The 22,592-nt window shown below is 44.1% G+C and carries 22 protein-coding genes; 8 read left to right on the top strand and 14 right to left on the bottom strand.

The window, feature by feature from the left end; genetic code table 11:
- Positions 1–13 precede the first annotated feature (13 nt).
- Positions 14–1,333 carry a glycosyltransferase family 4 protein gene (locus WG943_RS11675; protein ID WP_340409159.1) on the bottom strand — a complete coding sequence of 440 codons (1,320 nt, stop codon included), beginning with the start codon at positions 1,331–1,333 and terminating at the stop codon, positions 14–16.
- A 746-nt stretch (positions 1,334–2,079) separates the two neighbouring features.
- Between WG943_RS11675 and ffh the strand changes: the two genes are divergently transcribed.
- Complete coding sequence (gene ffh, locus WG943_RS11670) at positions 2,080–3,414, top strand: signal recognition particle protein (protein WP_340409158.1); 1,335 nt, start codon at positions 2,080–2,082, stop codon at positions 3,412–3,414.
- Between the two features lie 67 nt (positions 3,415–3,481).
- Here the strand turns inward: ffh and WG943_RS11665 are convergent, their stop codons facing one another.
- Both WG943_RS11665 and WG943_RS11660 read right to left on the bottom strand, forming a co-directional pair.
- Complete coding sequence (locus tag WG943_RS11665) at positions 3,482–5,812, bottom strand: hybrid sensor histidine kinase/response regulator (protein ID WP_340409157.1); 2,331 nt, start codon at positions 5,810–5,812, stop codon at positions 3,482–3,484.
- 276 nt (positions 5,813–6,088) lie between these two features.
- Positions 6,089–6,562: a nucleoside deaminase gene (locus WG943_RS11660; protein ID WP_340409156.1), complete on the bottom strand. Its 474-nt coding sequence runs from the start codon at positions 6,560–6,562 to the stop codon at positions 6,089–6,091.
- Between the two features lie 386 nt (positions 6,563–6,948).
- On the opposite strand from WG943_RS11660, the gene WG943_RS11655 reads away from it, so the two are divergent.
- Complete coding sequence (locus WG943_RS11655; protein ID WP_340409155.1) at positions 6,949–7,545, top strand: hypothetical protein; 597 nt, start codon at positions 6,949–6,951, stop codon at positions 7,543–7,545.
- Here WG943_RS11655 and WG943_RS11650 read toward each other — a convergent pair.
- The 4 genes from WG943_RS11650 to WG943_RS11635 form a co-directional block, all read right to left on the bottom strand.
- Entirely contained in the window at positions 7,542–8,141 is a 600-nt protein-coding gene (locus tag WG943_RS11650; RefSeq protein ID WP_340409153.1) for a hypothetical protein, read from the bottom strand. The two genes, WG943_RS11655 and WG943_RS11650, sit on opposite strands and share 4 nt — an antisense overlap.
- A 14-nt stretch (positions 8,142–8,155) precedes the next feature.
- A complete protein-coding gene (locus tag WG943_RS11645) occupies positions 8,156–9,064 on the bottom strand; it encodes a polysaccharide deacetylase family protein (protein ID WP_340409151.1) in 909 nt (302 codons plus the stop codon).
- A 189-nt stretch (positions 9,065–9,253) separates the two neighbouring features.
- Positions 9,254–10,447: a threonine synthase gene (locus WG943_RS11640; protein WP_340409149.1), complete on the bottom strand. Its 1,194-nt coding sequence runs from the start codon at positions 10,445–10,447 to the stop codon at positions 9,254–9,256.
- A gap of 76 nt (positions 10,448–10,523) precedes the next feature.
- On the bottom strand, positions 10,524–11,429 hold the full coding sequence (locus WG943_RS11635) for a LysR family transcriptional regulator (RefSeq protein WP_340409147.1): 906 nt from the start codon (positions 11,427–11,429) through the stop codon (positions 10,524–10,526).
- A gap of 247 nt (positions 11,430–11,676) precedes the next feature.
- Here WG943_RS11635 and WG943_RS11630 point away from each other — a divergent pair, with 247 nt between their 5' ends.
- Complete coding sequence (locus tag WG943_RS11630; protein ID WP_340409145.1) at positions 11,677–11,934, top strand: hypothetical protein; 258 nt, start codon at positions 11,677–11,679, stop codon at positions 11,932–11,934.
- A 70-nt stretch (positions 11,935–12,004) separates the two neighbouring features.
- Here the strand turns inward: WG943_RS11630 and WG943_RS11625 are convergent, their stop codons facing one another.
- The 3 genes from WG943_RS11625 to WG943_RS11615 form a co-directional block, all read right to left on the bottom strand.
- Entirely contained in the window at positions 12,005–12,472 is a 468-nt protein-coding gene (locus tag WG943_RS11625; RefSeq protein ID WP_340409143.1) for a MaoC family dehydratase, read from the bottom strand.
- A 144-nt stretch (positions 12,473–12,616) separates the two neighbouring features.
- Positions 12,617–13,834: a DUF6438 domain-containing protein gene (locus WG943_RS11620; protein ID WP_340409142.1), complete on the bottom strand. Its 1,218-nt coding sequence runs from the start codon at positions 13,832–13,834 to the stop codon at positions 12,617–12,619.
- Between the two features lie 65 nt (positions 13,835–13,899).
- Positions 13,900–14,466, bottom strand: coding sequence for a DinB family protein (locus tag WG943_RS11615; RefSeq protein WP_340409141.1), 567 nt, complete (start codon positions 14,464–14,466; stop codon positions 13,900–13,902).
- 198 nt (positions 14,467–14,664) lie between these two features.
- Between WG943_RS11615 and WG943_RS11610 the strand changes: the two genes are divergently transcribed.
- From WG943_RS11610 to WG943_RS11595, 4 genes are all read left to right on the top strand, one after another.
- On the top strand, positions 14,665–15,375 hold the full coding sequence (locus tag WG943_RS11610) for a class I SAM-dependent methyltransferase (RefSeq protein WP_340409140.1): 711 nt from the start codon (positions 14,665–14,667) through the stop codon (positions 15,373–15,375).
- A gap of 36 nt (positions 15,376–15,411) precedes the next feature.
- The gene (locus WG943_RS11605) at positions 15,412–16,020 is read left to right on the top strand and encodes a hypothetical protein (RefSeq protein ID WP_340409138.1); all 609 of its coding nucleotides are present in this window, start codon (positions 15,412–15,414) and stop codon (positions 16,018–16,020) included.
- Positions 16,021–16,168: 148 nt separating this feature from the next.
- On the top strand, positions 16,169–16,843 hold the full coding sequence (locus WG943_RS11600; RefSeq protein WP_340409137.1) for a nitroreductase family protein: 675 nt from the start codon (positions 16,169–16,171) through the stop codon (positions 16,841–16,843).
- Between the two features lie 123 nt (positions 16,844–16,966).
- The gene (locus WG943_RS11595) at positions 16,967–17,923 is read left to right on the top strand and encodes a YihY/virulence factor BrkB family protein (RefSeq protein WP_340409136.1); all 957 of its coding nucleotides are present in this window, start codon (positions 16,967–16,969) and stop codon (positions 17,921–17,923) included.
- A 34-nt stretch (positions 17,924–17,957) separates the two neighbouring features.
- On the opposite strand, the gene WG943_RS11590 is transcribed toward WG943_RS11595, so the two are convergent.
- Both WG943_RS11590 and WG943_RS11585 read right to left on the bottom strand, forming a co-directional pair.
- On the bottom strand, positions 17,958–18,941 hold the full coding sequence (locus tag WG943_RS11590) for a pyruvate dehydrogenase complex E1 component subunit beta (protein ID WP_340409135.1): 984 nt from the start codon (positions 18,939–18,941) through the stop codon (positions 17,958–17,960).
- Positions 18,942–19,028: 87 nt separating this feature from the next.
- Complete coding sequence (locus tag WG943_RS11585; protein WP_340409133.1) at positions 19,029–20,714, bottom strand: tetratricopeptide repeat protein; 1,686 nt, start codon at positions 20,712–20,714, stop codon at positions 19,029–19,031.
- Positions 20,715–20,941: 227 nt separating this feature from the next.
- On the opposite strand from WG943_RS11585, the gene WG943_RS11580 reads away from it, so the two are divergent.
- Positions 20,942–21,160 (top strand): PspC domain-containing protein, encoded by a 219-nt coding sequence (locus WG943_RS11580; RefSeq protein ID WP_187066083.1) that lies wholly within the window; start codon positions 20,942–20,944, stop codon positions 21,158–21,160.
- On the opposite strand, the gene WG943_RS11575 is transcribed toward WG943_RS11580, so the two are convergent.
- Both WG943_RS11575 and WG943_RS11570 read right to left on the bottom strand, forming a co-directional pair.
- Complete coding sequence (locus WG943_RS11575; protein ID WP_340409131.1) at positions 21,155–22,177, bottom strand: glycosyltransferase family 2 protein; 1,023 nt, start codon at positions 22,175–22,177, stop codon at positions 21,155–21,157. The two genes, WG943_RS11580 and WG943_RS11575, sit on opposite strands and share 6 nt — an antisense overlap.
- Positions 22,167–22,502: a YbaB/EbfC family nucleoid-associated protein gene (locus WG943_RS11570; protein ID WP_340409311.1), complete on the bottom strand. Its 336-nt coding sequence runs from the start codon at positions 22,500–22,502 to the stop codon at positions 22,167–22,169. Before WG943_RS11570 ends, WG943_RS11575 begins: the two co-directional genes overlap by 11 nt.
- Between the last annotated feature and the right edge of the window lie 90 nt (positions 22,503–22,592).

The following is a 22,592-nucleotide window of genomic DNA, read 5'->3' as shown; positions in this document are numbered from 1 at the left end:
CCGCCCTTCTGTTTTAGATCAGGCCTTCGATCACCTGTACCAGTTCCTCAGTCAGCGCCTTTCTGGAGAAGCGGCTGTGGTTGATTAATGGCAGGTCGAGGTTAGAATTTATTTTCCAGGCCTTACTCATCTGGGTCATGTGGTCCAGCATCAGGTCGTAAGCAGCATAGTGGAACAGGCGGCCAGCACCGCACTCATCAATAATATGGTCCATAGCCGAATGCACTGGTCCTAGCGCCACAATTGGTTTGTTAGAGGCCAGGTACTCAAACAGTTTGCCGGGTACATTGGTATGATCTGCATTCACATCAGCAACAGAAAGTAGTAACACCGTGCTCTCCATCAAATGCTTTATTGCTTCCTGGTGAGGCACATACGGTATAAATTCTGTTATTCCCAGCACACCGGCTTTTTCGATACGCTTTTTTACCCCATCGGATACTTTGCCCACAAAGCGCAGCTTATAGTTTATCTCGCTATGTATAGATAACAGGTGTGCGATCACCTTCAGGAAAACATCGATGTTATAGTTTTCCGTTATGGTGCCGGTGTAGGTGATCAGAAATGTGTCTTTTGGCGGGTTAGACAGAAAAATGAAATCATCTTCGTCGTAACCGTTCGGAATCACATGAATTTTGTCTGCGTTTATACTTGCCGGCTTGTTCAGGAAAAGGCGTTTGGTGTCTTCGCTGGTTACTAGTATTGCATCAGCCTGCTCCAGCACCTGGCGTTCATACTTCTCGTCAAGGCGTTTGGCTATGGGTGTGTGGTACAGCTGGTCGTAGTAGTGTATGTTCGTCCAGGGGTCGCGCAGGTCGGCAATCCAGGGCAGGTTATACTTTTGCTTTAGTTTTAAGCCAATCAATTGTGTAGAATGCGGCGGACTGGTAGTTAGTATAACTTTATACTTACCTGAAGGCAATAACTCGTCAGCTTTCGCCAGGGCGTGTTTGTTCCATCCTACACGTGCATCAGGTATAAACAGGTTGCCACGCACAAACTTAAACACCTTGTCCATAAAAGTGTCTTTAGACTTCTGGTTGGCAAAGCCGCTGTAGGGTATTTCCTTTTTACCGGATAGTTTTTTATAGTACTCAAAAGGCTCGGAGGTGGCTGTGCGGTACACTCTCAGCCCTTCAGGAATTTCGTTCTCAAATGTCTTATCCAGCAGGGGGTAAGAGGCCTGTTTTTCGTCTACAGTTAGTACGGTTGGTTGCACCCCTAATTGAGGCAGGTACTTACAGAACTTTAGGCCACGCTGCACACCCGGCCCTCCGGATGGCGGCCAGTAATAGGATATATATAATAAGTTTGTATGGTCTGTTTTTTCCAAAGCAGTATCAGCTTTTCGTTTGTCTCAAATATAGAAATATTCTTACGGTATGCAGCGTGTGCCGTTTAAAATGGTGGTTAACTGGATTAGCTTTAGTTATAAAGTAGCATATCCACTGATTTTAATTTTCTTCATTTCTCTGGATTATTTTTACTTTAGCCGCCTTTTCGCCTCGCCGGCTGGGCCTTACTTTTCTCCTTGATGAGAAAAGTAAGCAAAAGAATCAAGACGCTCCAAACTCGCTGAACGCTCGAACAGTGGACCGTCATTTTATGCACTTGGCACAAGTTGTTGCTGCGTAGATATAAAGAATATTTATACTTCCTTTCCAGATGCAACAGCCGCCAGCGAAGAAATGTTGATCCCAGTCCTTGGATGGGTGCAGAGGCCCCCTTTAGAGAGCGCCTTCTAGGTTTCCGGTGACGAGCGCGAGCGAGGCATTGCGACGCAGGAGCAAAGGAAAGATAGAAAGCGCGATGCCCTTTATCGAGGAGCCCTTCCCCCAGGACGTGGCCTCCCGGCCTACAAAGCCAGTGGTGAAATGATAGGCAGGTAAGACTGAGGAACAAAAGCAACTAGAAAGAATAGCAGTAAGTACAAGCACAAATCAGCAGCAACAAAAGTATAAGTATCCCATTGGGAATTATACTTTTGCCGCTACCGTTACTTCAATAGCAAAAACCACGAATCCTATTCGTAAATCATCAGTATAATCCTTATTTTTGTAGGTAAATCCAGAAAAAGAGATGTTTGATAATTTAAGTAACAAACTCGACCGCGCGTTTAAAACGCTTAAAGGTCAGGGAAGTATAACCGAAATCAACGTTGCAGCCACTATTAAAGAGGTGCGCCGTGCCCTGGTAGATGCCGACGTTAACTATAAAGTAGCCAAAACTGTAACCGACAAGATCAAGGAAGAGGCCATGGGTCGCGATGTATTGATCGCTGTGTCGCCGGGGCAGTTGATGATCAAGATTGTGCACGAGGAGCTGACTGCCCTGATGGGTGGCGAAAAGCAGGACATCAACCTGAAAGGTGATCCGGCTGTAATCCTGATTGCAGGTCTGCAGGGTTCTGGTAAAACGACTTTTACTGGTAAACTGGCAAACTACATTAAAAAACAGGGCCGCCAGGTAATGGTAGCTGCTTGCGACGTTTACCGTCCGGCGGCGATTAACCAGCTGCAGGTACTTGCACAGCAGGTAGGCGTAGAGGCGTACACTGAACTGGACAACAAAAATCCTGTTCAGATTGCCTTGAATGCTATTGAGCACGCTAAAAAAACGAACAAGAAAGTAGTTATCATCGATACTGCCGGTCGTTTGGCCGTGGACGAGGCGATGATGAAAGAGATTGCCGAGATCAAGGCTGCTATCAAGCCAACTGAAACATTGTTCGTGGTTGACTCCATGACAGGACAGGATGCGGTAAACACAGCTAAGACCTTCAACGACAGAATTAACTTCGATGGTGTAGTGCTAACCAAACTGGATGGTGACTCTCGTGGTGGAGCGGCCCTTTCTATCCGTGCCGTTGTAGAGAAGCCGATCAAGTTTATCTCTACCGGTGAGAAGATGGAGGCGCTGGACCTGTTCTATCCTGATCGTATGGCGCAGCGTATCCTGGGCATGGGTGACGTGATCTCCCTTGTGGAGCGTGCGCAGCAGGCGTTTGATGAAGATGAGGCGAAGCGTATCAACAAGAAGATCCGTAAGAACCAGTTCAACTTCGACGACTTCCTGACGCAGTTAGAGCAGATCAAGAAAATGGGTGATATAAAAGACCTGGTAGGCATGATACCTGGTGTTGGCAAAGCACTGAAAGATGTTGAGATTGATGATAATGCCTTTAAACCTATTGAGGCGATCATTAAATCGATGACTCCTGCGGAGCGTGAGAACCCGGATATGATCAGCGGTAGCCGCCGTGCCCGTATTGCCAAAGGCAGCGGAACCGATGTGCAGCAGGTAAACAACCTGATGAAACAGTTTAACGACATGCGCAAAATGATGCGCTCGATGAACAAAATGGCTGGTAAACGTGGCGGTTTAGGCAACCTGGCAAACATGATGAAGCGCTAAGCTTTATTTAAAGTATAAAAAGAGCGGGGCCATACTTTCGAAAGTATGGCCCCGCTCTTTTTATACTCTACAGTTCTTGCTGTATCTTGTCGTATTCGTTTTGCAGCAGTTCTACCAGCTCACTGCATTCTGCTGCAGCCTGTTCTGCTATATGCTTAAGATGAGGTACGTCCTCCTCTAAAAAAGCACTGGCCATACGCTCAAATGTAAATTGCAGTGGCTTGGCAGATAGCACCGATACACTATCATACAGCTCCGAAAGAAGCTTTCTGGCTTCTTCTAAATTTCCTGCCTCAATCAGCTCCTGCAGCTTTGATACAGCCGAAGGCGTGCTTTCGATATACATGTTGAGCACCTCCAGTAAGAAAGGAGGGTTATTTTCTGCCATACCTTTCAGGGCTTTCATGTTAACGGAGGCTCCTTTATACTTGCCGCCCTCGCCCAGTAAGCGAACAATGATTTTAAAGAGGTCGTTTGGTTCGTAAGGCTTTGTTAAATAAGCGTTTGCCCCGGCAGCCATACATCTTTTTAACTCGGCGGGGGAGGTATGTGCAGTTAAGGCTATGATAGGCAGGTCAGCATTAAAGGAACCGGATGATCTAAGTTTGTCTATGGCTTCGTATCCGTCCATTTCCGGCATCTGCATGTCCATCAAAATCAGATCGTAGGGAGTCTGAAACGCTTTTTCAATAGCCTCCAGGCCGTTATTGGCAATATGTGTTTCTACTCCCCATCCCGAAAGTATGGTGGTGGTAAGTAATTGGTTTATTTCATTGTCTTCTGCCAGGAGCACCTGTAAGCCGGCGAGTTTATTAAGAATGGTATCTTCTTCGGTTTCTGTGGCACCGGCTGCTGGTGTGGGTTGGGCTACAACCTCTTTAAACGGTAAGGAGATCGTGAAAGCGCTTCCTACGTTTGGCTGGCTTCTAACAGAAATAGTGCCTCCCTGCATCTCCACGATATTTTTTGAGATGGTTAAACCTAGCCCAGTTCCGCCATACTTACGGGTTACATCGTTGCTGCCCTGGTTAAAGCCCTCAAAAATAATATCCAGTTGCTCTTTAGGTATGCCAATGCCAGTGTCTTCTACTGTAATCTCAAGAAAGGTCTCATTTTTCCGCCTTTCCTGCACTTTTACAAATAGTCTTACCTCTCCGTTTTCTGTAAACTTTATAGCATTTCCAATTAGGTTCAGAATTACCTGCCTTAACCTGAGCGGGTCACCTTTTAGTTGCTGTGGCACATCGGCATCTATTGTATAAAATAACTGGTTATGGCGCTCCCTCGCTTTTACATCCATTAAATCTATTATATCCTGCACCAGTTCCGGCAAATTAAACTCCACTTCTTCAAAGCGAAACTGATTGGATGTAATTTTAGATATATCCAGCAAGTCGTTAATGATCTGCATCAGGTTATCGGCAGATTTACGGATAGCGTTCAGGTATTTATGCTGATCTGGGGCCAGGTTGGTTTTATGCAGCACGTTTGCCAGCCCGATAATGCCATTCATTGGTGTGCGTATCTCGTGGCTGATGTTTGCCAGAAATTGCTCTTTTACCCGGATAGAATTACTAGCTAAGTCTTTGGCCTGTATAAGTTCACGTTCGTTTTTTATTTTATCTGTAATATCAATGGCAAAACCGTTTACACCTGTAATATTGCCAGCCTCATCAAACACAGGCACATAATGGGATTTAAAGAAATGGCTATTCGTTTCGTCTACAGACTGTACTATTTCACCGTTTAAGGTTTGCTGAAAGCGCCTGATAATGCGGGGATACATTTTTAGCACTTCGTAAAAATTCTTGCCGATGATGTAGGAGGGCTTTATTCCAATCATTTCGAAACCTAGACCTTTGGCATATTTAAAATTACCGTAAGCGTCGGTGTTCCAGAAAGCAGTTGGGGTATTAGCAATTAAAAAATCAAGTTGTGCCTGGCATGCTCGTAACTGCTCTTCTGTGTGCAGCCGCTCCTGCTCAGCCTGTTTAAGCCTGATCGCAGTACTAACGCTGTGAAATATAACTTCAGGTGTTAGCAGGTTTTTGGGCAGGTAATCGGAGGCTCCTAGCCTAAGTGCTTGTGCTGCAATATGCTCATCGCTGTTAGATATAATAAGGATAACCGGAGAGGTAATACTTTTTTGGTTTATACTTTCCAATAACTGCAAGCCATCCATATCAGGTAACTTGTAATTTATAAGTATGCAGTCGAAGTGCCGCTTGTCTAACAATTGCAAGCCTTGATGTGCTGTTGTAGCGGTATAAATTTTTACATGCAGGCTGGTTCGGCTCGTGGAGCCTGTTATCAGCAACTGGTCCGCCTCGTCTGCATCAATAATCAGCAGGAATAGCGTGCCCGTAGTGTTAGGAAGTATGTCTGTTGAGCTTGGCAAAGGTTAAACCATTAAGCCTGTTTATATTACCAATTATTAATGTATAAAGCTCGTTTTCTGAGTGGATTATAGGGTGGTTTTAATAATACAAATTGAGTAATTTTTCTCTGATTAGCTAATTATAGTCTTATAATAGTGCACTTTATTAGTAGGATATAAATAACACTGGGTGTTTAGAACTTATTCTGTATAAATATCAGGGGTAATAAAAGGAGATGCTGGGTAGAGGCAAGTTTGTATACCTATAAGTTTATGCGTTTATAATTGCACAGCTAATTAATAGGGTTGTTTATTTTCTTTTCGCTGCCAGGCCATAAAAGCCGTTTCAGCCTCCTGCGGCAGCAACTGATGCATAGGAATATGACGTTGCTCGATGGGTACGTTTATTTCTTCGTAAATAAAGTTGTCATCAAAGCCGACAGCGGCGGCATCCTGGCGAGTGTTGCCATAGTATACTTTCTTAAGTCTGGCCCAGTAAATCGCACCCAGGCACATAGGGCAAGGTTCGCAGCTGGTATATAATTCGCAGTCAATTAGCTGGTAATTTCCGAGTGCTTGGCATGCTTTGCGAATGGCATCTACCTCTGCGTGTGCTGTTGGGTCGTTTGAGGAAAGCACATTGTTATAACCTCTGGCAATTATTTGGTTGTTGCGAACAATCACAGCACCAAAAGGGCCTCCAAATCCAGCTTCCATTTTCTCCTGAGACAGCCGAATGGCCTCACGCATAAATGCTTCTTTATCTTGCATACCTTATTGGTGTTCCGATTAAATTTAATTGCTGACCTGTATACTTTAATGATGTGCAAGATGTTCTGATCTGCGTCTAGGGTTAATCAGGAGATGGCAGTACTAAGGATAAAAGTTAGCCTATACTACACTTGTGCCCTTTGCGTGCATACTCGTAGTATAGGCTTTTACGAACTTTAGTTTACCCGAAGTAAAAGTTAATATATAAGTATATTCCTGATTTTTATGATTAATTTGTTATGATACTAAATATTACGATGCTAAAAGTTAAATGTTTAACTACCAGTTAATTAAGTAGTATATTTTTGACACTAAAGCTTAGATAAAAAACCTAATAGACAAGTTGGTGCGTATGAAGAGCAGGATACATAAAATACCAAATAACTATGAAAAACATATCATTGTGGATAGGAATGCTTTTTTTTATTGTGCTCTCAGCCTGTTCCACCACCAAAGAGGCAGAAATGGAAACCGAAGATACACTCTCTGACTTTAGGACGTGGGTAAAAAGTACAACGGCTAATGCGGCTGATAGAACTGAAGAAGACTGGAAACAGGCTAAAGATGATTTTAAAATGCGCACCGACGAGCTGGACCAAATGCAGAGCAACTTTACAGCAGAGGTGCAAGAGGAGTATCAGCAACTAAAGCAGGAATTTAACGATGCTGACACCCGCTATACAGAAAGTAAACAGCAGGGAAACCTGGTAGAGTGGCAGAGCTCGCTGCTTGGAAGCTACTCCGATCTTAGCACCATTTCCAATACCAACGTGCGCGAAGCTTATATTACGTTTATGGAAAATGTGCGTGAAAACCAAAGCACATGGTCTGATGCTGACTGGGAGATGGCCAAGATGGTGCTGGACTCGCTGAACGAGCGTAAAAGCCAACTAACAGACGTACCTACTGATACCGAAATAAAAATAAAAGCGCTGCAGATGGAGTTTACTACCCTGGAGACAGCAGCCGACGCAAAAGACTAAACAACAATTCTGCCCTCTGCGGCATCTCCGTAAAGTATAGCTTTGCTTTCGCTGTGGCGGTAACCGCTGCACCAGGCAAGTATACTATCAAACTGGTGCCAAGTAGCAGGAGGCTCTTGTAACATAAATGGTAAAAAGCCTTGCAGTAATTCTGTAAACAACGGAAGTGCTGTATGGCTTTTTTTATACTCTGGTTGGTTAGGAAACAGTTGCTTAGCCAGCTGGCTGGGGTAGGTTTCTAAAACGGCTATACCTGCTTCGCTTAACCTTGCCCGCAGCTGTATGGCACGTGCCGTTAAGCCTCCGATAAACATCGGCGACATAGCCTGAACCTCTCTGTCGCAGGCCCTGTAAAAGTACTCACCAGTAGATGTATAAATCCCGGTTGAGTATACTTTCGGAAGCGATAATGGCGCATCAATAAAGACCTGCTTAGGCTGCACACTGTTTACCAGTCGCCATAGCCACTCATCTGCACTATGTCCACGCTGGCTTTGGCTTACTTGTAGTTTACCATCTGCCACATAAGCAGCAGCTGTAGTACCGGCTAGTTTCGAGCCGTAATCAACTCCCATTAGTTGTGCTGCCTGATGCATGTGCTTTGCTCTTGTTATTTAAAACTGCCCTTAATGTTTTTGTGTAGCCTTTCAGGGCTCCAATAGCCACTTGCAATTATACGCCTTATTGTAAATAATGGGTCTTGCTCGTCGGGTTTGACAGCTAGCTGGAAGGCTGCCGTCATGCCATTGTTCTTTAGTTCAGGTATAGCTTCTGTATTCCAGAGGCCAAAGGGATAGGCAAAGTATGTTACAGGTTTACCGGTAATTTCTTCCAGCACCTGCTTTGGCTTGGCTACCTGCGTTACCCAGTCTTGGCCCTGATATTTTTTCACATTCTGATGATCCCAGGTGTGGCTGCCGATGGTATGGCCTTTATCTGCCAGCTCCTTTACCTGCTCCTTCGACATGTAGCGTGGCCTGTTCAGCGAAACCGTCATGATGAAAAAGGCAGCTTTAAAGTTGTGTTTCTCCAGCTCCGGCAGCGCATTGGTGTACTGGTCCAGGTTAGTATCATCAAAAGTTATCATAATGGGCTTAGCTGGCAGTGGTGCACCTGTGGTAAGGTATGCTAGGAGCTGGTCTGGCAGTATAGTTTGGTAACCACTGTCGGCAAGCATTTGCAGCTGCTCCCGGAAACGCTCTGTAGGCACAATGTAGTCGCGTGCCTGCTTCGAGTCGGAATCGCGCCAGTCGCGCACCTGGTGGTAACAAAGTATAGGCACCTGCGGACGGGCAAGTATAGTGGCGGCATCAGTAGATAAGTCTATGCTAGGAACTGCTGCAGTAACAGCTGCGTGCTCTACAGATGCGACTAAGGTTTGACTTGTATCAGGTAAGGCTACAGATGTCTCTGGTACTACACTTGATGCTTCTTCGGGTTTAGATGCCTCGCAGGAAGTTAGTAGAGCAGCTGAAAGTATAGCAAAGCCAGTAAGGGTAAGTGTGTAAACGGTACGCATATTGGGGTAAGTATGGCATCAATATACAATAATTTATACTTACCTGGAACAGTTACTGCTGCTGATTTAAGACTAATTATTATCTGCTCAGGCTATGCCACATAAAAAAATCTCTACAAGTTCTGTGAGTAACACTTGTAGAGATTTAAACCTGGCATTAGTATGCCAGCACGTTTACATTTTTATACTTCAGATATACATTCCTTCTACATTTTCCATATACTTCTGGCCTGAGCCAGTGTTCAGCAATAGGATCTTTTCGTCACGGTTTATCATACCTGCATCCACCATTTTTCTGGCAGCCATCCATACAGCGGCGCCTTCGGGGGCAACAAACAAACCTTCGTTTTTACCCAGCTCCTGCAAACCTTCCAGCATTTCCTGCTCTGTTATGCTTATGGCCGTTCCTCCCGACTCCAGCAGCACGCGCAGCATCATGTGCTCGCCTAGGGGGCGTGGCACGGCGAGTCCGTTGGCTATGGTGGGTTTACCGATGTATTGCTTACAATTGGCCTGGCGGCCAAAGTATGTTTCTACAAGAGGTTGGCAGTTGGCTGCCTGTACAGCTATCATGCGAGGCAGCTTTATACTTTGAGGTAGCCACCCAAGCTGCTGCATCTCTTTAAAGGCTTTCCAGATACCAATCAGGCCTGTGCCGCCACCCGCCGGGTAAAGTATAACATCTGGCAAAGTCCAGTTTAGCTGCTCCGCAATTTCATAGCCCATGGTCTTTTTGCCCTCCAGGCGGTAAGGCTCTTTCAGAGTAGATACATCCAGCAAACTACTGTCTGCATTCAGTTCTTTCGCACGGGCTGCGCAGTCGTTTATTAGGCCATCCACTAACTGCACATCAGCACCATACCAGTAACATTCTTCCCGAAAAGCTTTGGGTGTGTGGCGGGGCATTACCACAGTGGCTTTCATTCCGGCTTTGGCGCAATAGGCTGCCATGGCCACTCCGGCATTACCAGCTGTAGGTATAATACATCCTTCAGATTCAAATTCTTTTGCCTTGGAGATGGCCATACTTAAGCCACGCGCCTTAAACGAGCCGGTTGGGTTCTGGCCTTCGTCTTTCAGCTGTAAGTGGTTTATATTATACTTTTGCGCCAGGTTCTGAAGGTTCAAGATAGGAGTAAAGCCCTCGCCAAGGCTTACAATATTTTCATCAGCAAGCACAGGCAGCAGTTCGCGGTAGCGCCACATGTTGCCTGGCCGTCCGGTAAGTATACTTTTAGACAGCGGCTGGTACTCATACTGCGACTCCAGGGGCAACTGGCAGCAAGCTGATAGTAGTTGCGGCTGATACGCAGAATGAGAGTTTCCGCAGGATGAACAAGATAAATGAGAAATGAAACTGAGGGTTTGTATAGTGGTTTCCATAGTGATTTTAATTCCTACTTATATACGTTAAATAGGGTATATGCTATGATGAAACCAAATACAGAAAAGGAATGGGCTATTCCATTTTGGAATACTGGTGTTTGATAAACCGGATAAAATTTTTGTGCAGTACATCGTTTTCAGTGCCTTTGCGCTGAATAAAATTAAAAGCACGTTTTATCTGCAATCCTTCTACAGGCACCTCTACCAACTCACCGGTTTCAAGCTCTTTAAGTACGGCAGGCCGAGGCAAAAACGAAAGGCAAACATCAGCACGCACAAAGTTCTTAAGGGCTTCTGTTCCGCCCAGCCTTATTTTTACCGGCAGGTCGTTGAGTTTTACATTCTTCTGGCCAAGAGCATCCTCGAGTGAGGCCAGCGTGCCGGAGCCGTGTTCACGTAGGGCAATTGGTAGGTTGTAAAGGTCTGGTAGTTGCAGCTTTTGCCCCGCCAATGGGCTTTGGGCTGAGCAAACGGCTATCACCTCGTCGGTAATGAAAGAAGTATAGCTTACGTTGCTTACCTTAGTTAGCCCCTCCACAATGCCCAGATCTATTTCGTGCTCCAGCAGGGCCTTAAGAATATTTTCGCTATTGCGGTTTTTTAATGTAATCTGTACGTTAGGGTGCTGCTGCAGGTATTTGGAGAGCAGCGGCGGTATTACATAAAGCGAAATGGTGGTGCTGGAGCCAAGTACCATCCGCACTAGTGGTGAAAACTCGGTGCTTATACTTTTGATCTCTTCGAAGAGCTGGTGCTGCAGTTGCTTTGCCTCCAGTAGCTTTTGGTAAAGCAATTTACCTGCAGCCGTTAAACTTACAGTATTTCCGTGCCGCTCAAACAGACCAACTTTATAATGTTCCTCTAACGCTTTAATGTGTTTGCTGATGGCCGACTGGCTAATGTACAAACTCTGGCTGGCTTTAGTAAAGCTTAGTTCACGGGCTACTTCAAAAAATATGTCGTGGCGATGGGAGAGCATAGGAGGCGAGTGGCTTTACGTTTATACTTTGGCATTACTCCACTAATTTAGTAACTGTTTCTGGTTAAGTGCTAATTCCATTTTCAATTATTAGTAATTGTGGCTGCAGGTTATACTTTATGCACTACAACCTGCAGCGGTTGCTTTACCTATGCTCACAAAACCTCACTTATAGTATGGGCGTACCTTTATAAGTAAGCCTGCAAGTGGCAGGTAGTATTAAAATGATTTTAAAAATATAACCAATATGGCAGAGAATAAGAAAGATCAGCAGAAGGGAAATAAGCCAGAGAGTAATGCAAATGCTACACATGTTCCAAAAGACGCAGCAAACACAGCCAATTATAAAGGCGCTGTAGATTTGGGTACAGAAGGCACTAAAGCAACTGCAAGCCAACAACAGGGCCAGGGTTCCTGGAGGGCAAAAGACCATGACAACCGCGATGATTCGAATAGCGGAAAGGGCGGTGGAGGCCAAGGTGGCAAGAACAATACGGGTAAATAATAGGTAATACATAAAACAGCAGCGGCACCACAAATACTTGTGGTGCCGCTGCTGTTTTACCTTATTTGCTCTAATCGTTAAAGTGATACAGAAAAGTAACTATTCCGTTAAAAGCCGGTTTCTTATTATCTTTTATCTCCATAGCTACTTCAATTTGAGCCTTTGCAATACCGCGCAGGTTTTTCAGCGACACTAACTTTGCTCTTAACCTGATGGCACCATCTACTAGCACAGGTTGGTTAAAACGGAGTTCCTCAATGCCATAGTTAACTTGCATTTTCAGGTTTTCGATGCTGATGATCTGAGACCAGAGGTAGGGCAGAAGTGATATTGTTAAGTAACCATGTGCGATGGTGTTGCCAAACGGTGATTCTGTTTTAGCGCGCTCCTGGTCCAGGTGTATCCATTGGTGGTCCAGGGTGGCATCGGCGAACTTCTGTATTTGCTCCTGTGTGATGGTGTGGTACTCCGAAACGCCCAGTTCTTCCCCTTCATACTTCGCAAAATCGTCGAAGCTGGTGATGGTTAATTTGCTCATGTTATTGTTCGTTTGTTGTTTGTAGGTGCTGATGGTAAACTACACTTTCCCCAAAGTATAGAAATAAAGCTATTTGTAAAGATAAACTCTTTTTGCTTTAGAGGAAGAGAAATAGGAAAAAAGAGTTGGGGTTGATCCGCTTTACTAATTTAGTTTAGACCTGTCTCTTATAAATGATATTTCGCCGGGATTGTTGTTAACAAAGTTAAAACCTATATCTACAGTTACAGGAGGCTTTGATTTATAATAAAATTTGTAGTATCTGCCGTCTGAGGTGATTTTGCTGATACTTTTAGAAGATGATGCTAAATGTGACGGAGGAAACCAATTGTCATACTTATCACTTAAGCTATTGAAAGTAAGTATATAAAGTTCTTCAAACTTTTCACGTGTTTCTTTTCCATTTCGAAGATAGTCCCAAAGCAGTAAAGATTCTGTACTCTCTAAATGGCCAACTAGTTTGTTATACTTAAACTTATAAACTATAACATCTAAGTAGTCGGGTATATCATCTAAAGGCAAAGGCTTAAAGTCAACTTCTTCATACATAAAAATGAGCGGCCGGTATGCCCAATACAGCTCAGCAGGCATTTCATCAAACTCGTAATTATAAATAGACTTGAAAATATAGTTTTTGTGTGACAAAGACAATGTCATTCCCCAGCCATCATCTCCAGAGCCGTACTGCTCTTTCAGATCATAGGGCGAAGCTTTATAGAAGTTATCTAAAATAGCATTAAACCTCTTTTCTCCAATGTTTGCGATATGAGGGCCCTCGAAGTCAAGAAAATCATAGCCAAACAAGATTACTTCACCATTCTTATTTAAGATTAGATCATATATAGGGCAATAACCCATACACCTGTGTGAAGAAAATGTAATCCGATCAATCTCAGGACGCGTAGTTTTAGTAAAGTTCTGTTTTACATAGGAGGCTGCAAAATCTTTATCCCGTCTGAGGATCAACGTATCCTTAGTTAGCTTCTGAATACTCAATGGCATCCATTTACGATCCTTCAGATCATAAAAGTATAGGCTATCATTTCTGATAAAGTAACTGGATGTATCTCCAAGATATCTGGATGGAGCTCTTCTCTTTTTACTAAAACCTTCGAGGCGTTCAAAATAACCTGTCTTGTATATGAAGATACTGTCTGGTGCAAAGGTGAGTCCTTGAAGAGCGCCTAAAGATGTGGATGTAAACGGATAATACTTTCCAGTGTAAAATCCTCTCTCTCTATCAGAATGAAATTCCTTCCATTCGCCAATTATCAACTCCTGAGAGGATGGTACGCGCTCAGTTGGTTCTCTTTGGCAGGAGAAAAGGATAAGGCAAAGTATAAAATAAAGAGGTCGGTGCATCTATCACAAAGACATTTGTAAGTAAGATACTCAAAATATCTTCATGTACAGATATGATTGGTTTACTAGCTCACCAAACTTCTCTTCAGCTGCTGTATCTGGCGTTCGTGGTGGGTAAAGTGATCGTTCAGGAAACCAAGGGTCTGGTTAATGGAAAGCGGGCCAACAACAGGGTGCTTGAACAGGCATTTATCCATGTGCCCGGGAGTAATATCGTTCAGTAAATCTTCCAGCTTAAAGCGGGTATCGTCCCATTGATGGCGCAGTTTGCTTAAGTTTGCTGTGTCTGGTACAGTGGCTACTACGGCAGGTGCCTTATACTTTTTGCCAGAGCGCAGGGCCAGTTTCAGCAATATAGCTTTAAAGGTGTTAGAGAAGCAGGAGGCGCCTAAGTCTTCCTGTTTCTGAAGTTTATGATTAATGTACCCGATCGTTAATTTCTCCACCTCAATCAGGTGGCAGATAATCTGGTTGATCGACCATTTTCCTTCAGCAGGTGCAGTATTCAGTAGTTCATCGTCAAATCCATCAAGCTCATCCAACAATTGGTTGCGAGATTTTTCAAGGCTTAAGTATTTTATTTCCAGTTTTGGATTCATAAACTCAATGTGACTGTAGGCTGCTGTATTCATGATGCATCAGGGTTTTAACACGGCTAAATCTAATGATTTTTTGATTAATACAACAATGTATACTATAAATTTTGGTGTAAGTAACTGATTTGTAAGTGACTTAATAAAAATATGTTTTTATATATAATTAGATTAGTTCAAAAACGTATTTTCAAATCCATAAATTGTGTGTTTCTTTGCATCCACAATCATCGCATCATGAATAATAACGACCCAATTGGCTCTGCAGTATCTGATTTTTTGGCCGGAAAACAGCATGCCGAAATCATAGTTGAGAGTAACCTGACAGAGGATGATGTTATACCTGTAGATTACCTTTTCAGGGAACCAGCCGATATGCCTGAAATGGAGCACACCGCATTGCAAGCAAGCAAAGGTAAGGTACTGGATATAGGAGCAGGTGCCGGTTGCCATGCGCTGGCACTGCAAAACCTGGGCTTTGATGTTACCGCCCTGGATGTTTCGGAGGGTGCTGCAACGGCCATGCGTGAGCGTGGCGTAAAGCAGGTGGTAAACCAGAATATATTTGATGTTACAGGCAAGTATGATACCCTGCTGCTGCTCATGAACGGCATCGGTATTGCCGGCACCCTCGATGGGCTCGATCGTTTTCTGCAGCACGCCAGAACGCTGCTAAACCCTAATGGCCAGATTCTATTGGAGTCGTCGGATATACTTTACATGTTTGAAGAAGAAGATGGCTCTGTGCTGTTGGACCTGAATGCGGGCTACTACGGCGAGGTAAAGTATAACATGAAGTATAAAGACCAGCAAAGCGGCTGGTTCGACTGGCTTTTCATTGACCCAGCCATACTTGAGGATTACGCCACAAAGCATGGTTATACTTTCGAGGTGCTATACGAAGGGGATATGGGTAATTACCTGGCGAGGCTGATGTTGATGGAGTAAAGCTTCTGCAGTTATGGTATATTGTGATAAGCTTTCATGAAGAAGTTTTCGATTTACAAGCCTCAAACATTCTACTGGACAAGAACCTATAAGAGCTATGCTTTTATAATAGTGATAATTATTTCTATTCTGGTCCTAAAGTTTCTATTGAATGTTCCTGAGACTCATCCTGCTTTTAAGTTCTTGTTCTTAGCTCCTATACTTCCATTTATCTACCGGATTGCTTTAAGTTTGATGGTGACCAACAAGTATAAGCCACTCAAAGGAAAGTTAGAAGGCTACATTATCTTTAAAAAGGATTCTATCATTATAGATAAGCAAACTTTCCCGATTGAGGGTATAAAAAAGATTGAATTTGATGGCGTGGATTGGCTAGGATTAGAGGACTGGAACAGAGGGTTCAGGGGGTACTTCGAGGATCCTTTTTCTCAGGGTGTAAATAATACACTAATTCTATACTTGTGGAATGGACAGATTATTAAAACAAGGTTTCAGAAATTAAATCACTGTGAATTTCAAGATATAGAAGAAGTCATCCTAGAATACTACCTCAAGGATAAGCTTAGTTACCTGCAAACAGTAAAGATATTATGCCTCTCAGATAACGATGAATGGGATAGACTGAAAAAGCTAAAACAGTATTAATTATGTTACCCACTGCCTGAGTAAATTCTAGAGAGGATGTCGTCACATGGGTAATTACCTGGCGAGGCTGAGTTTAATATAGAATCAATATTCGAGTGCAAATTAGCTATACTTTTAGTAGCTTTAGTTACACCATAAAGTATAGCTAATGGCCACTACCTCATATCCGTTTGTACCATACTTCCCCGTTCAATATACGCAAGAGCAAACTCAAGAGAAAGCAGAAGCTTTTTACCAGTCTATGGATCAGCGCCGTTCTGTTCGTGAGTTTTCGCGTGAGCCGGTGCCGCGTGAGGTTATCGAGAATATAATCAAAACAGCCTCTTCTGCTCCTTCTGGTGCACACAAGCAACCCTGGACATTTTGTGTGGTAGCCAACCCAGACTTAAAGCGCCAGATACGCGAAGCCGCCGAAAAAGAAGAGTTTGAGAGCTACAATGGCCGCATGACGCCCGAGTGGCTGGAGGATCTGGCTCCATTAGGTACCGACTGGCAAAAGCCTTTCCTGGAAGATGCACCTTGGCTGATCATAGTTTTCAAGAAGATTTACGATGTAAAGGAAGATGGCAGCAAGCGCAATAACTATTACGTATCAGAGTCGGTGGGTATTGCCTGTGGTTTTCTGATTTCGGCCATACATCAAGCTGGCTTGGTTACTTTAACCCATACGCCAAGCCCTATGAACTTCCTGACCAAACTACTGAACCGCCCTGCCAATGAACGGCCATACTTGCTTTTGCCCGTAGGCTATGCAGCAGATAGCGTGCAGGTACCCAACCTGAAAAGGAAGCGTTTAGAGGAGGTGTCGGAGTGGTATGAGTAAGACGAAAAATCCCTAGACTTAAGCAGCATGTAATCATAAGCGGTGCAAAGCCGTATGTATAGGTTATTCTAAGCAAGACCTGCTACTGTAATGTTTAACAGTATAAGATAACCTATAAAGTGCATGAACAAGCGTATTGCGTCCACCTGGGATATTACCAAACGAACCTTTAAAGAGTTTATTGATGATAATCCTTTGGATTATGCTGCCATTATTGGCTTCTACACTATCTTTTCATTGCCTGCTATACTTATCATCACCATACGTATTGCTGGGGCTGTTTTCGGACAGGATGCTGTTCGCGGAGAATTGGTTAATCAGATTGGGGGCATAGTGGGGCGTGGTAGCGCAGGCCAGATTCAAAGTATCATCGAAAATGCGAGTGTGTCAGAATCCAGTATGATAGGAACTATACTAGGTGTGGCAACTATGATCTTCTCTGCCACAACTGTTTTTGTTGCTCTGCAGGACTCGCTTAACGCTATGTGGGAGGTTAAGGCAAAGCCGGAAAAAGGATGGCTTAAATTAATCGTGAACCGGGTGCTGTCGCTTGCAATGGTTATAAGTATGGGCTTTTTGCTGTTGGTTTCGCTTTCTGTGGATGTGTTACTGGGGGTGGTATACAATTTTCTGAGGGAGCAGTTTTCCGGAGTAGCTATTTATTTTATCACGATTGGCAACATACTTCTCTCAATTCTGATCAGCACCGTAATTTTTGCCGCTATTTACCGGGTGCTGCCCGATGCTAAGATAAAGTGGAAGAACGTTTGGATAGGAGCATTTGTAACGTCCATACTTTTTGTTGTAGGTAAATACATCTTAAGCGTATACTTTCAGCATGACCCGTTAGCTGATACATACGGTGCCGCAGGCTCGCTGGTGCTGATACTGGTTTGGGTGTATTACTCTGCCATTATACTTTTGTTTGGGGCCGAATTTACGCAAGTATACTCACGGGAGCACGACAAAGGCATTCAGCCGGATGATACAGCCGTTAAAGTTAAAAAGAAGGAAGTGGAAATGGACCCTGAAACAGGGGAGGTGGAGGAGAAGGAAAAAGAAAAAGGCGACTCGTTATGAATCACCTTTTTTTATACTTAGGGCTTAAAGCTAATTAAGCGTTTTTATACATTACCTGTTTAACGGCATCGATGGTGCGCTGCACGTTTGGCAAAGAAGCTTCGATCAATGTCGGAGCATACGGAAGCGGCACATCGCGGCAAGTCACACGCTTCACCGGAGCATCCATGTAATCAAACGCGTTGCTCTGGATGTGGTAAGCAAGTTCTGCAGAGATAGATGCCAATGGCCATGCTTCCTCCACTACTACCATGCGGTTCGTCTTCTTAACAGACTCAATTAGCGTATTGTAGTCGATTGGGCGAACAGTGCGCAGGTCTATCACCTCAGCGTTGATACCGTCTTTAGCAAGTTCCTCGGCGGCAGCCAGAACAACTTTCATCATCTTGCCAAAAGAAACGATAGTAACGTCAGCGCCTTCACGCTTTATGTCTGCCACGCCTATTGGAATCAAATACTCTTCTTCAGGAACTTCGCCTTTGTCACCATACATCTGCTCAGACTCCATAAAAATAACAGGGTCGTTATCACGTATGGCAGACTTCATCAGGCCTTTAGCGTCGTATGGGTTAGATGGCACCACTACTTTAAGACCTGGCGTGTTGGCATACCAGTTCTCGAAGTTCTGTGAGTGCTGCGAAGACAACATACCGGCACTACCAGTAGGACCACGGAAAACCATCGGGCAAGAGTACTGGCCACCAGACATCGACATCATTTTAGCAGCAGAGTTGATCACCTGGTCAATGGCTACTAATGAGAAGTTAAAGGTCATGAACTCGATGATAGGACGCAGGCCATTCATGGATGCTCCCACACCGATACCGGCAAAACCAAGCTCAGCAATAGGCGTATCGATTACACGCTCCGGACCAAACTCGTCCAGCATGCCTTGGCTAACTTTATAAGCCCCGTTATATTCAGCTACTTCTTCACCCATCAGAAATACGCTCTTATCACGGCGCATCTCCTCTGACATAGCTTCACGAAGGGCTTCTCTAAACTGTATACTTCGCATATAAGATGTTTAATTCTCTGTTCTGAAGGTAAAATTAAGAGAAGTCTATCAATTTACAATGTACTTCTATCTTTTTAGCGCCTGTTGTTATTTTATCAGCGCATCTTTGTAGGCCGCCTTGTTACGGTAATCACTAAACTCCAGATCGTTAATGGCTTTCTGGGTAAAGCTTTTGTCTGCTCGTACAGCTTGGCGCAGGTTACTTTCCAGCATTTGCTCGTTTTGAGTGCGAGCGCCAATAATAGCCATACTGTAGTAGGCTAATGCATCATTTGGCTTCAGTTCTAGCGCCGAAGTATAAAATTCCTGAGCACCTTTGTAGTTTTCCTTCAGCATGTAGCTCAAGCCTAGGTTCATGTTTGTTTGATAGCTGTTGCCAGCGTAGCGTAAGCTTTCAATAGCATCGTCGTATTGCCCTATCTCTATCTCAAGAGCTGCTTTGTCGGCGAATATATACTGTAATTCCTCTGGTGAACCGCCCAGCTTTATGGCGTAGTCGTAGTACTGCAGCGCCTCCAGAAAATCGTTGCGCTGGTGGTAGGCGCTGGCAAGACTGTAGTATACTTTGGCAGTAGGATTCCGGAAACCGGCAAAAGTAAGGTTATGGATGGCTTTTGCTAATAACGCCTGTTTTGCCTTTGGCCGGTACTCTTTGCGAGCCAGCTCTGTGTATACCACCCCCAGGTTATAGTAAGCAGGCCACTTATCAGTAGATTTTACCGCAGCTTCGTAAAATTTACGCTTCTCGTTTAGTAAGGGCGTAAGAGTAGCAGCATGTTGCAGTTCTTCCTCCGTCAGCACGCTGGCTGGTACTTTTTCTTCGGCAATTTTTTTAGCTAACAAGTATAATTCGTAGTCGGCTTTACGATTGCGGTTGTAGTTAAAAGTAACCTCGGCGGTGCGCATAACAGGGTATACATACTGCTTCAGGTAATCATTGGCATTTGTCTTTTCCAACGCCTTTAGCTTTTCTTTTACCGATATATCGCTGTTAAGTATAGTCAGTACCTCTTGCTTGTCAGTTTTAGGAAGGGCAGAGGCCTGTATTTTTTGTTGCAGCAACTCCAGGTTCTCAGGTTCTATTTCGGTTTTTATATTAACCTTCTTGTTGCTGTAATCATTTATTTGCAATTGGTTTTTGTAGTAAGTTTCCAGTGCTTTTACCCTTGCCTGCGCCATGCCTGTTTCGTTGGGTGCCTGGCTGGCCGTTATGGTTATGTTTTGCGAAGCTACGTTATCAGCGATGTACTTATCCAACACCTCCAGGCTGGAGCCTATGTAGTTTCGCAGCTTTGCCTGGTCTTCTTCAAAATAAAAAGTTAGCGTGGCTGGTTTTTCCGCTGCTTCCTCGTAGGTGTCAGGTATAAAGTCGTAGGCATTGTTGCGCACCAATAGCAGGGGAGTGGTGTTTAACCCAACAGCAATTTGTTTAGGTGCTGCATACTTTGTGTTACCTGTTTTATTATCAATCGCCATGCCCTGTACCATTAGCCTGCCTTCTTCCTTTTTAGGGCTATAAGGGAAAGACATTTGCCGGTTGATGGTAGGCGTGCCTTTTTCATATATAAACTCACCAAACTCAAAGTTAAGTGAGCCTATACTTTCGCGCTGCTGGTCATATTCATAATAGACATCCAGCTTGTAGCGTTGTCGGTCTTTAATTAGTTTTTTTGGTATTTGGCCCTTTATATCGAAGTTTACAAGCTGTCCGCTTGCTACTAGCGGGCTAGGCTGCACCTCAATTTTTTGGTGTTTTTCTGCTACCTTTACCATGCGCGAAAGGGTACAGCCAGAAAAAAAGAGGGCAACTAATATAATGGCGGTTAAGTAAGTTTTTTTGAAAAAAAGGTGTTGTTGCATATCCGGAAGTAAGCTTTAATCGTAAACAAGTACACCATAAATAGTTTTTATGCGTTACTAATTGTACCTGTCGCAGCTTAAAAAATTTTGACAAAAGTATAAATTGCGATAATTTTATACCAAAACCTTAATAAATTATAATGAAACGGCTACAGTACTTTATCGAATCGCAAGCATTTGGTGTTTGTACGATGCTGGGTGAAAAACTTGGCTTTGCTACGAGCAGCATCCGCCTCACATTCATCTATGTTTCATTTCTAACAATGGGCTCTCCGGTGCTAATTTACCTCATGCTTGCCTTCTGGATGAATGTTAGAAAGCACCTTCGCCGTGAACGAAGCACTGTCTGGGATCTATAATTCCTTTACAGTACGTTTCTGCCTCACAAAATACTCCCACACGATACTGCCTTTGTAAACGCCTGCCAACTTCGGGAAATTGCCCTTGTGGTAGTGTTTTTTGCGTTGCCTGCCCCAATAACTGCTGTTCCGCAGCAGGTCTGCATGTGCGTCTAATACAGCTTTGGCATCCTTTGTTTGTCCAGCCAATATCATCCGGAATGCTGCAATCCAATCCAGCAATATCCGTAGAGCAAGTGTTGGAATAAGCTCTTTAGAGGGAAGATTTTTGTACAGCAAAGCAAACCCGTTCCGGAAGTTAAGAAACGTTTTACGGGGATTAGACTTATGTAAGGTGCCTCCGCCCACATGGTATACTTTGCTGAAGCCGTTATACATAACCTTGTAGCCAGTATTCCTGGCGCGCCAACAGAAATCAATCTCTTCCATGTGCGCGAAAAATGCAGGTTCAAGTCCACCAAGGCCGTGGTAAACATTGGCGCGCACAAACATACAGGCTCCTGTTGCCCAGAAGATTTCCTGCACGTCGTTGTATTGGCCTTTATCTTCTTCCAGGTGTTCGAAAATACGGCCACGGCAAAAAGGATAGCCCAGTGTATCTATCATTCCGCCACCAGCTCCTGCATACTCAAAGAAACCAGGGTGCTGCTGTGATAAAATTTTGGGTTGGCATACTGCGATGTTCTCATCAGACTCCATCAGTTCCAGCACAGGCTCAATCCACCGTTCGGGTACATGCACATCGGAGTTAAGTAAGACATAATATTTAGCCTCTACCTGCTGCAGAGCCTTGTTATACCCCTCGCAAAAGCCGTAGTTCTGATCTAAAAGTATGATTCTTACCTGCGGGAACTGCTCCTGCACAAAAGCAACAGAGCCATCGGTAGAGGCATTGTCGGCTACGATTATCTCACAGTTGCCGCTATGCGCTACCACCGATGGCAGAAACTCTTGCAGATACCGCAGTCCATTCCAGTTAAGGATGACTACGGCCGTATGAGCAGGATTATAATCCAAAGTTGCCTAAATCTAAGCCTGGTATGTTTGGCAGTAAGCCTTCAGTACTCTTTTTAAGTTCTTCCTGTGCACGTTCGCCAGCCGTTAGCATAGCATTGTTTACGGCAGCCACAACTAGGTCATTTACCATATCCTGGTCGTTCTCGTTCAGTATAGAAGGGTCGATCTCAATTTTTATGAGTTTACGCTGGCCATTAACAGTAGCCTTAACAAGGCCTGCACCTGATTCTGCAGTTACAGTTATGTCTTTTAATTTCTCTTGTGCTTCTTTCAGCTTGGCCTGGACTTCTTTCATCTTGCCCATCATGCCGAACATATCAAACATAATTTCTTCTTTTAGATATTGGATTGGCAAACAAGGTTCTGTTGTATGCCTTTACGCAAATATACGAGCATTCTAGTTATCATGCTTGTA

Origin of the sequence: Pontibacter sp. H249 (assembly GCF_037892465.1) — a bacterium.
GTDB lineage: Bacteria > Bacteroidota > Bacteroidia > Cytophagales > Hymenobacteraceae > Pontibacter.
This window is presented reverse-complemented; position numbering and strand designations above follow the sequence as displayed.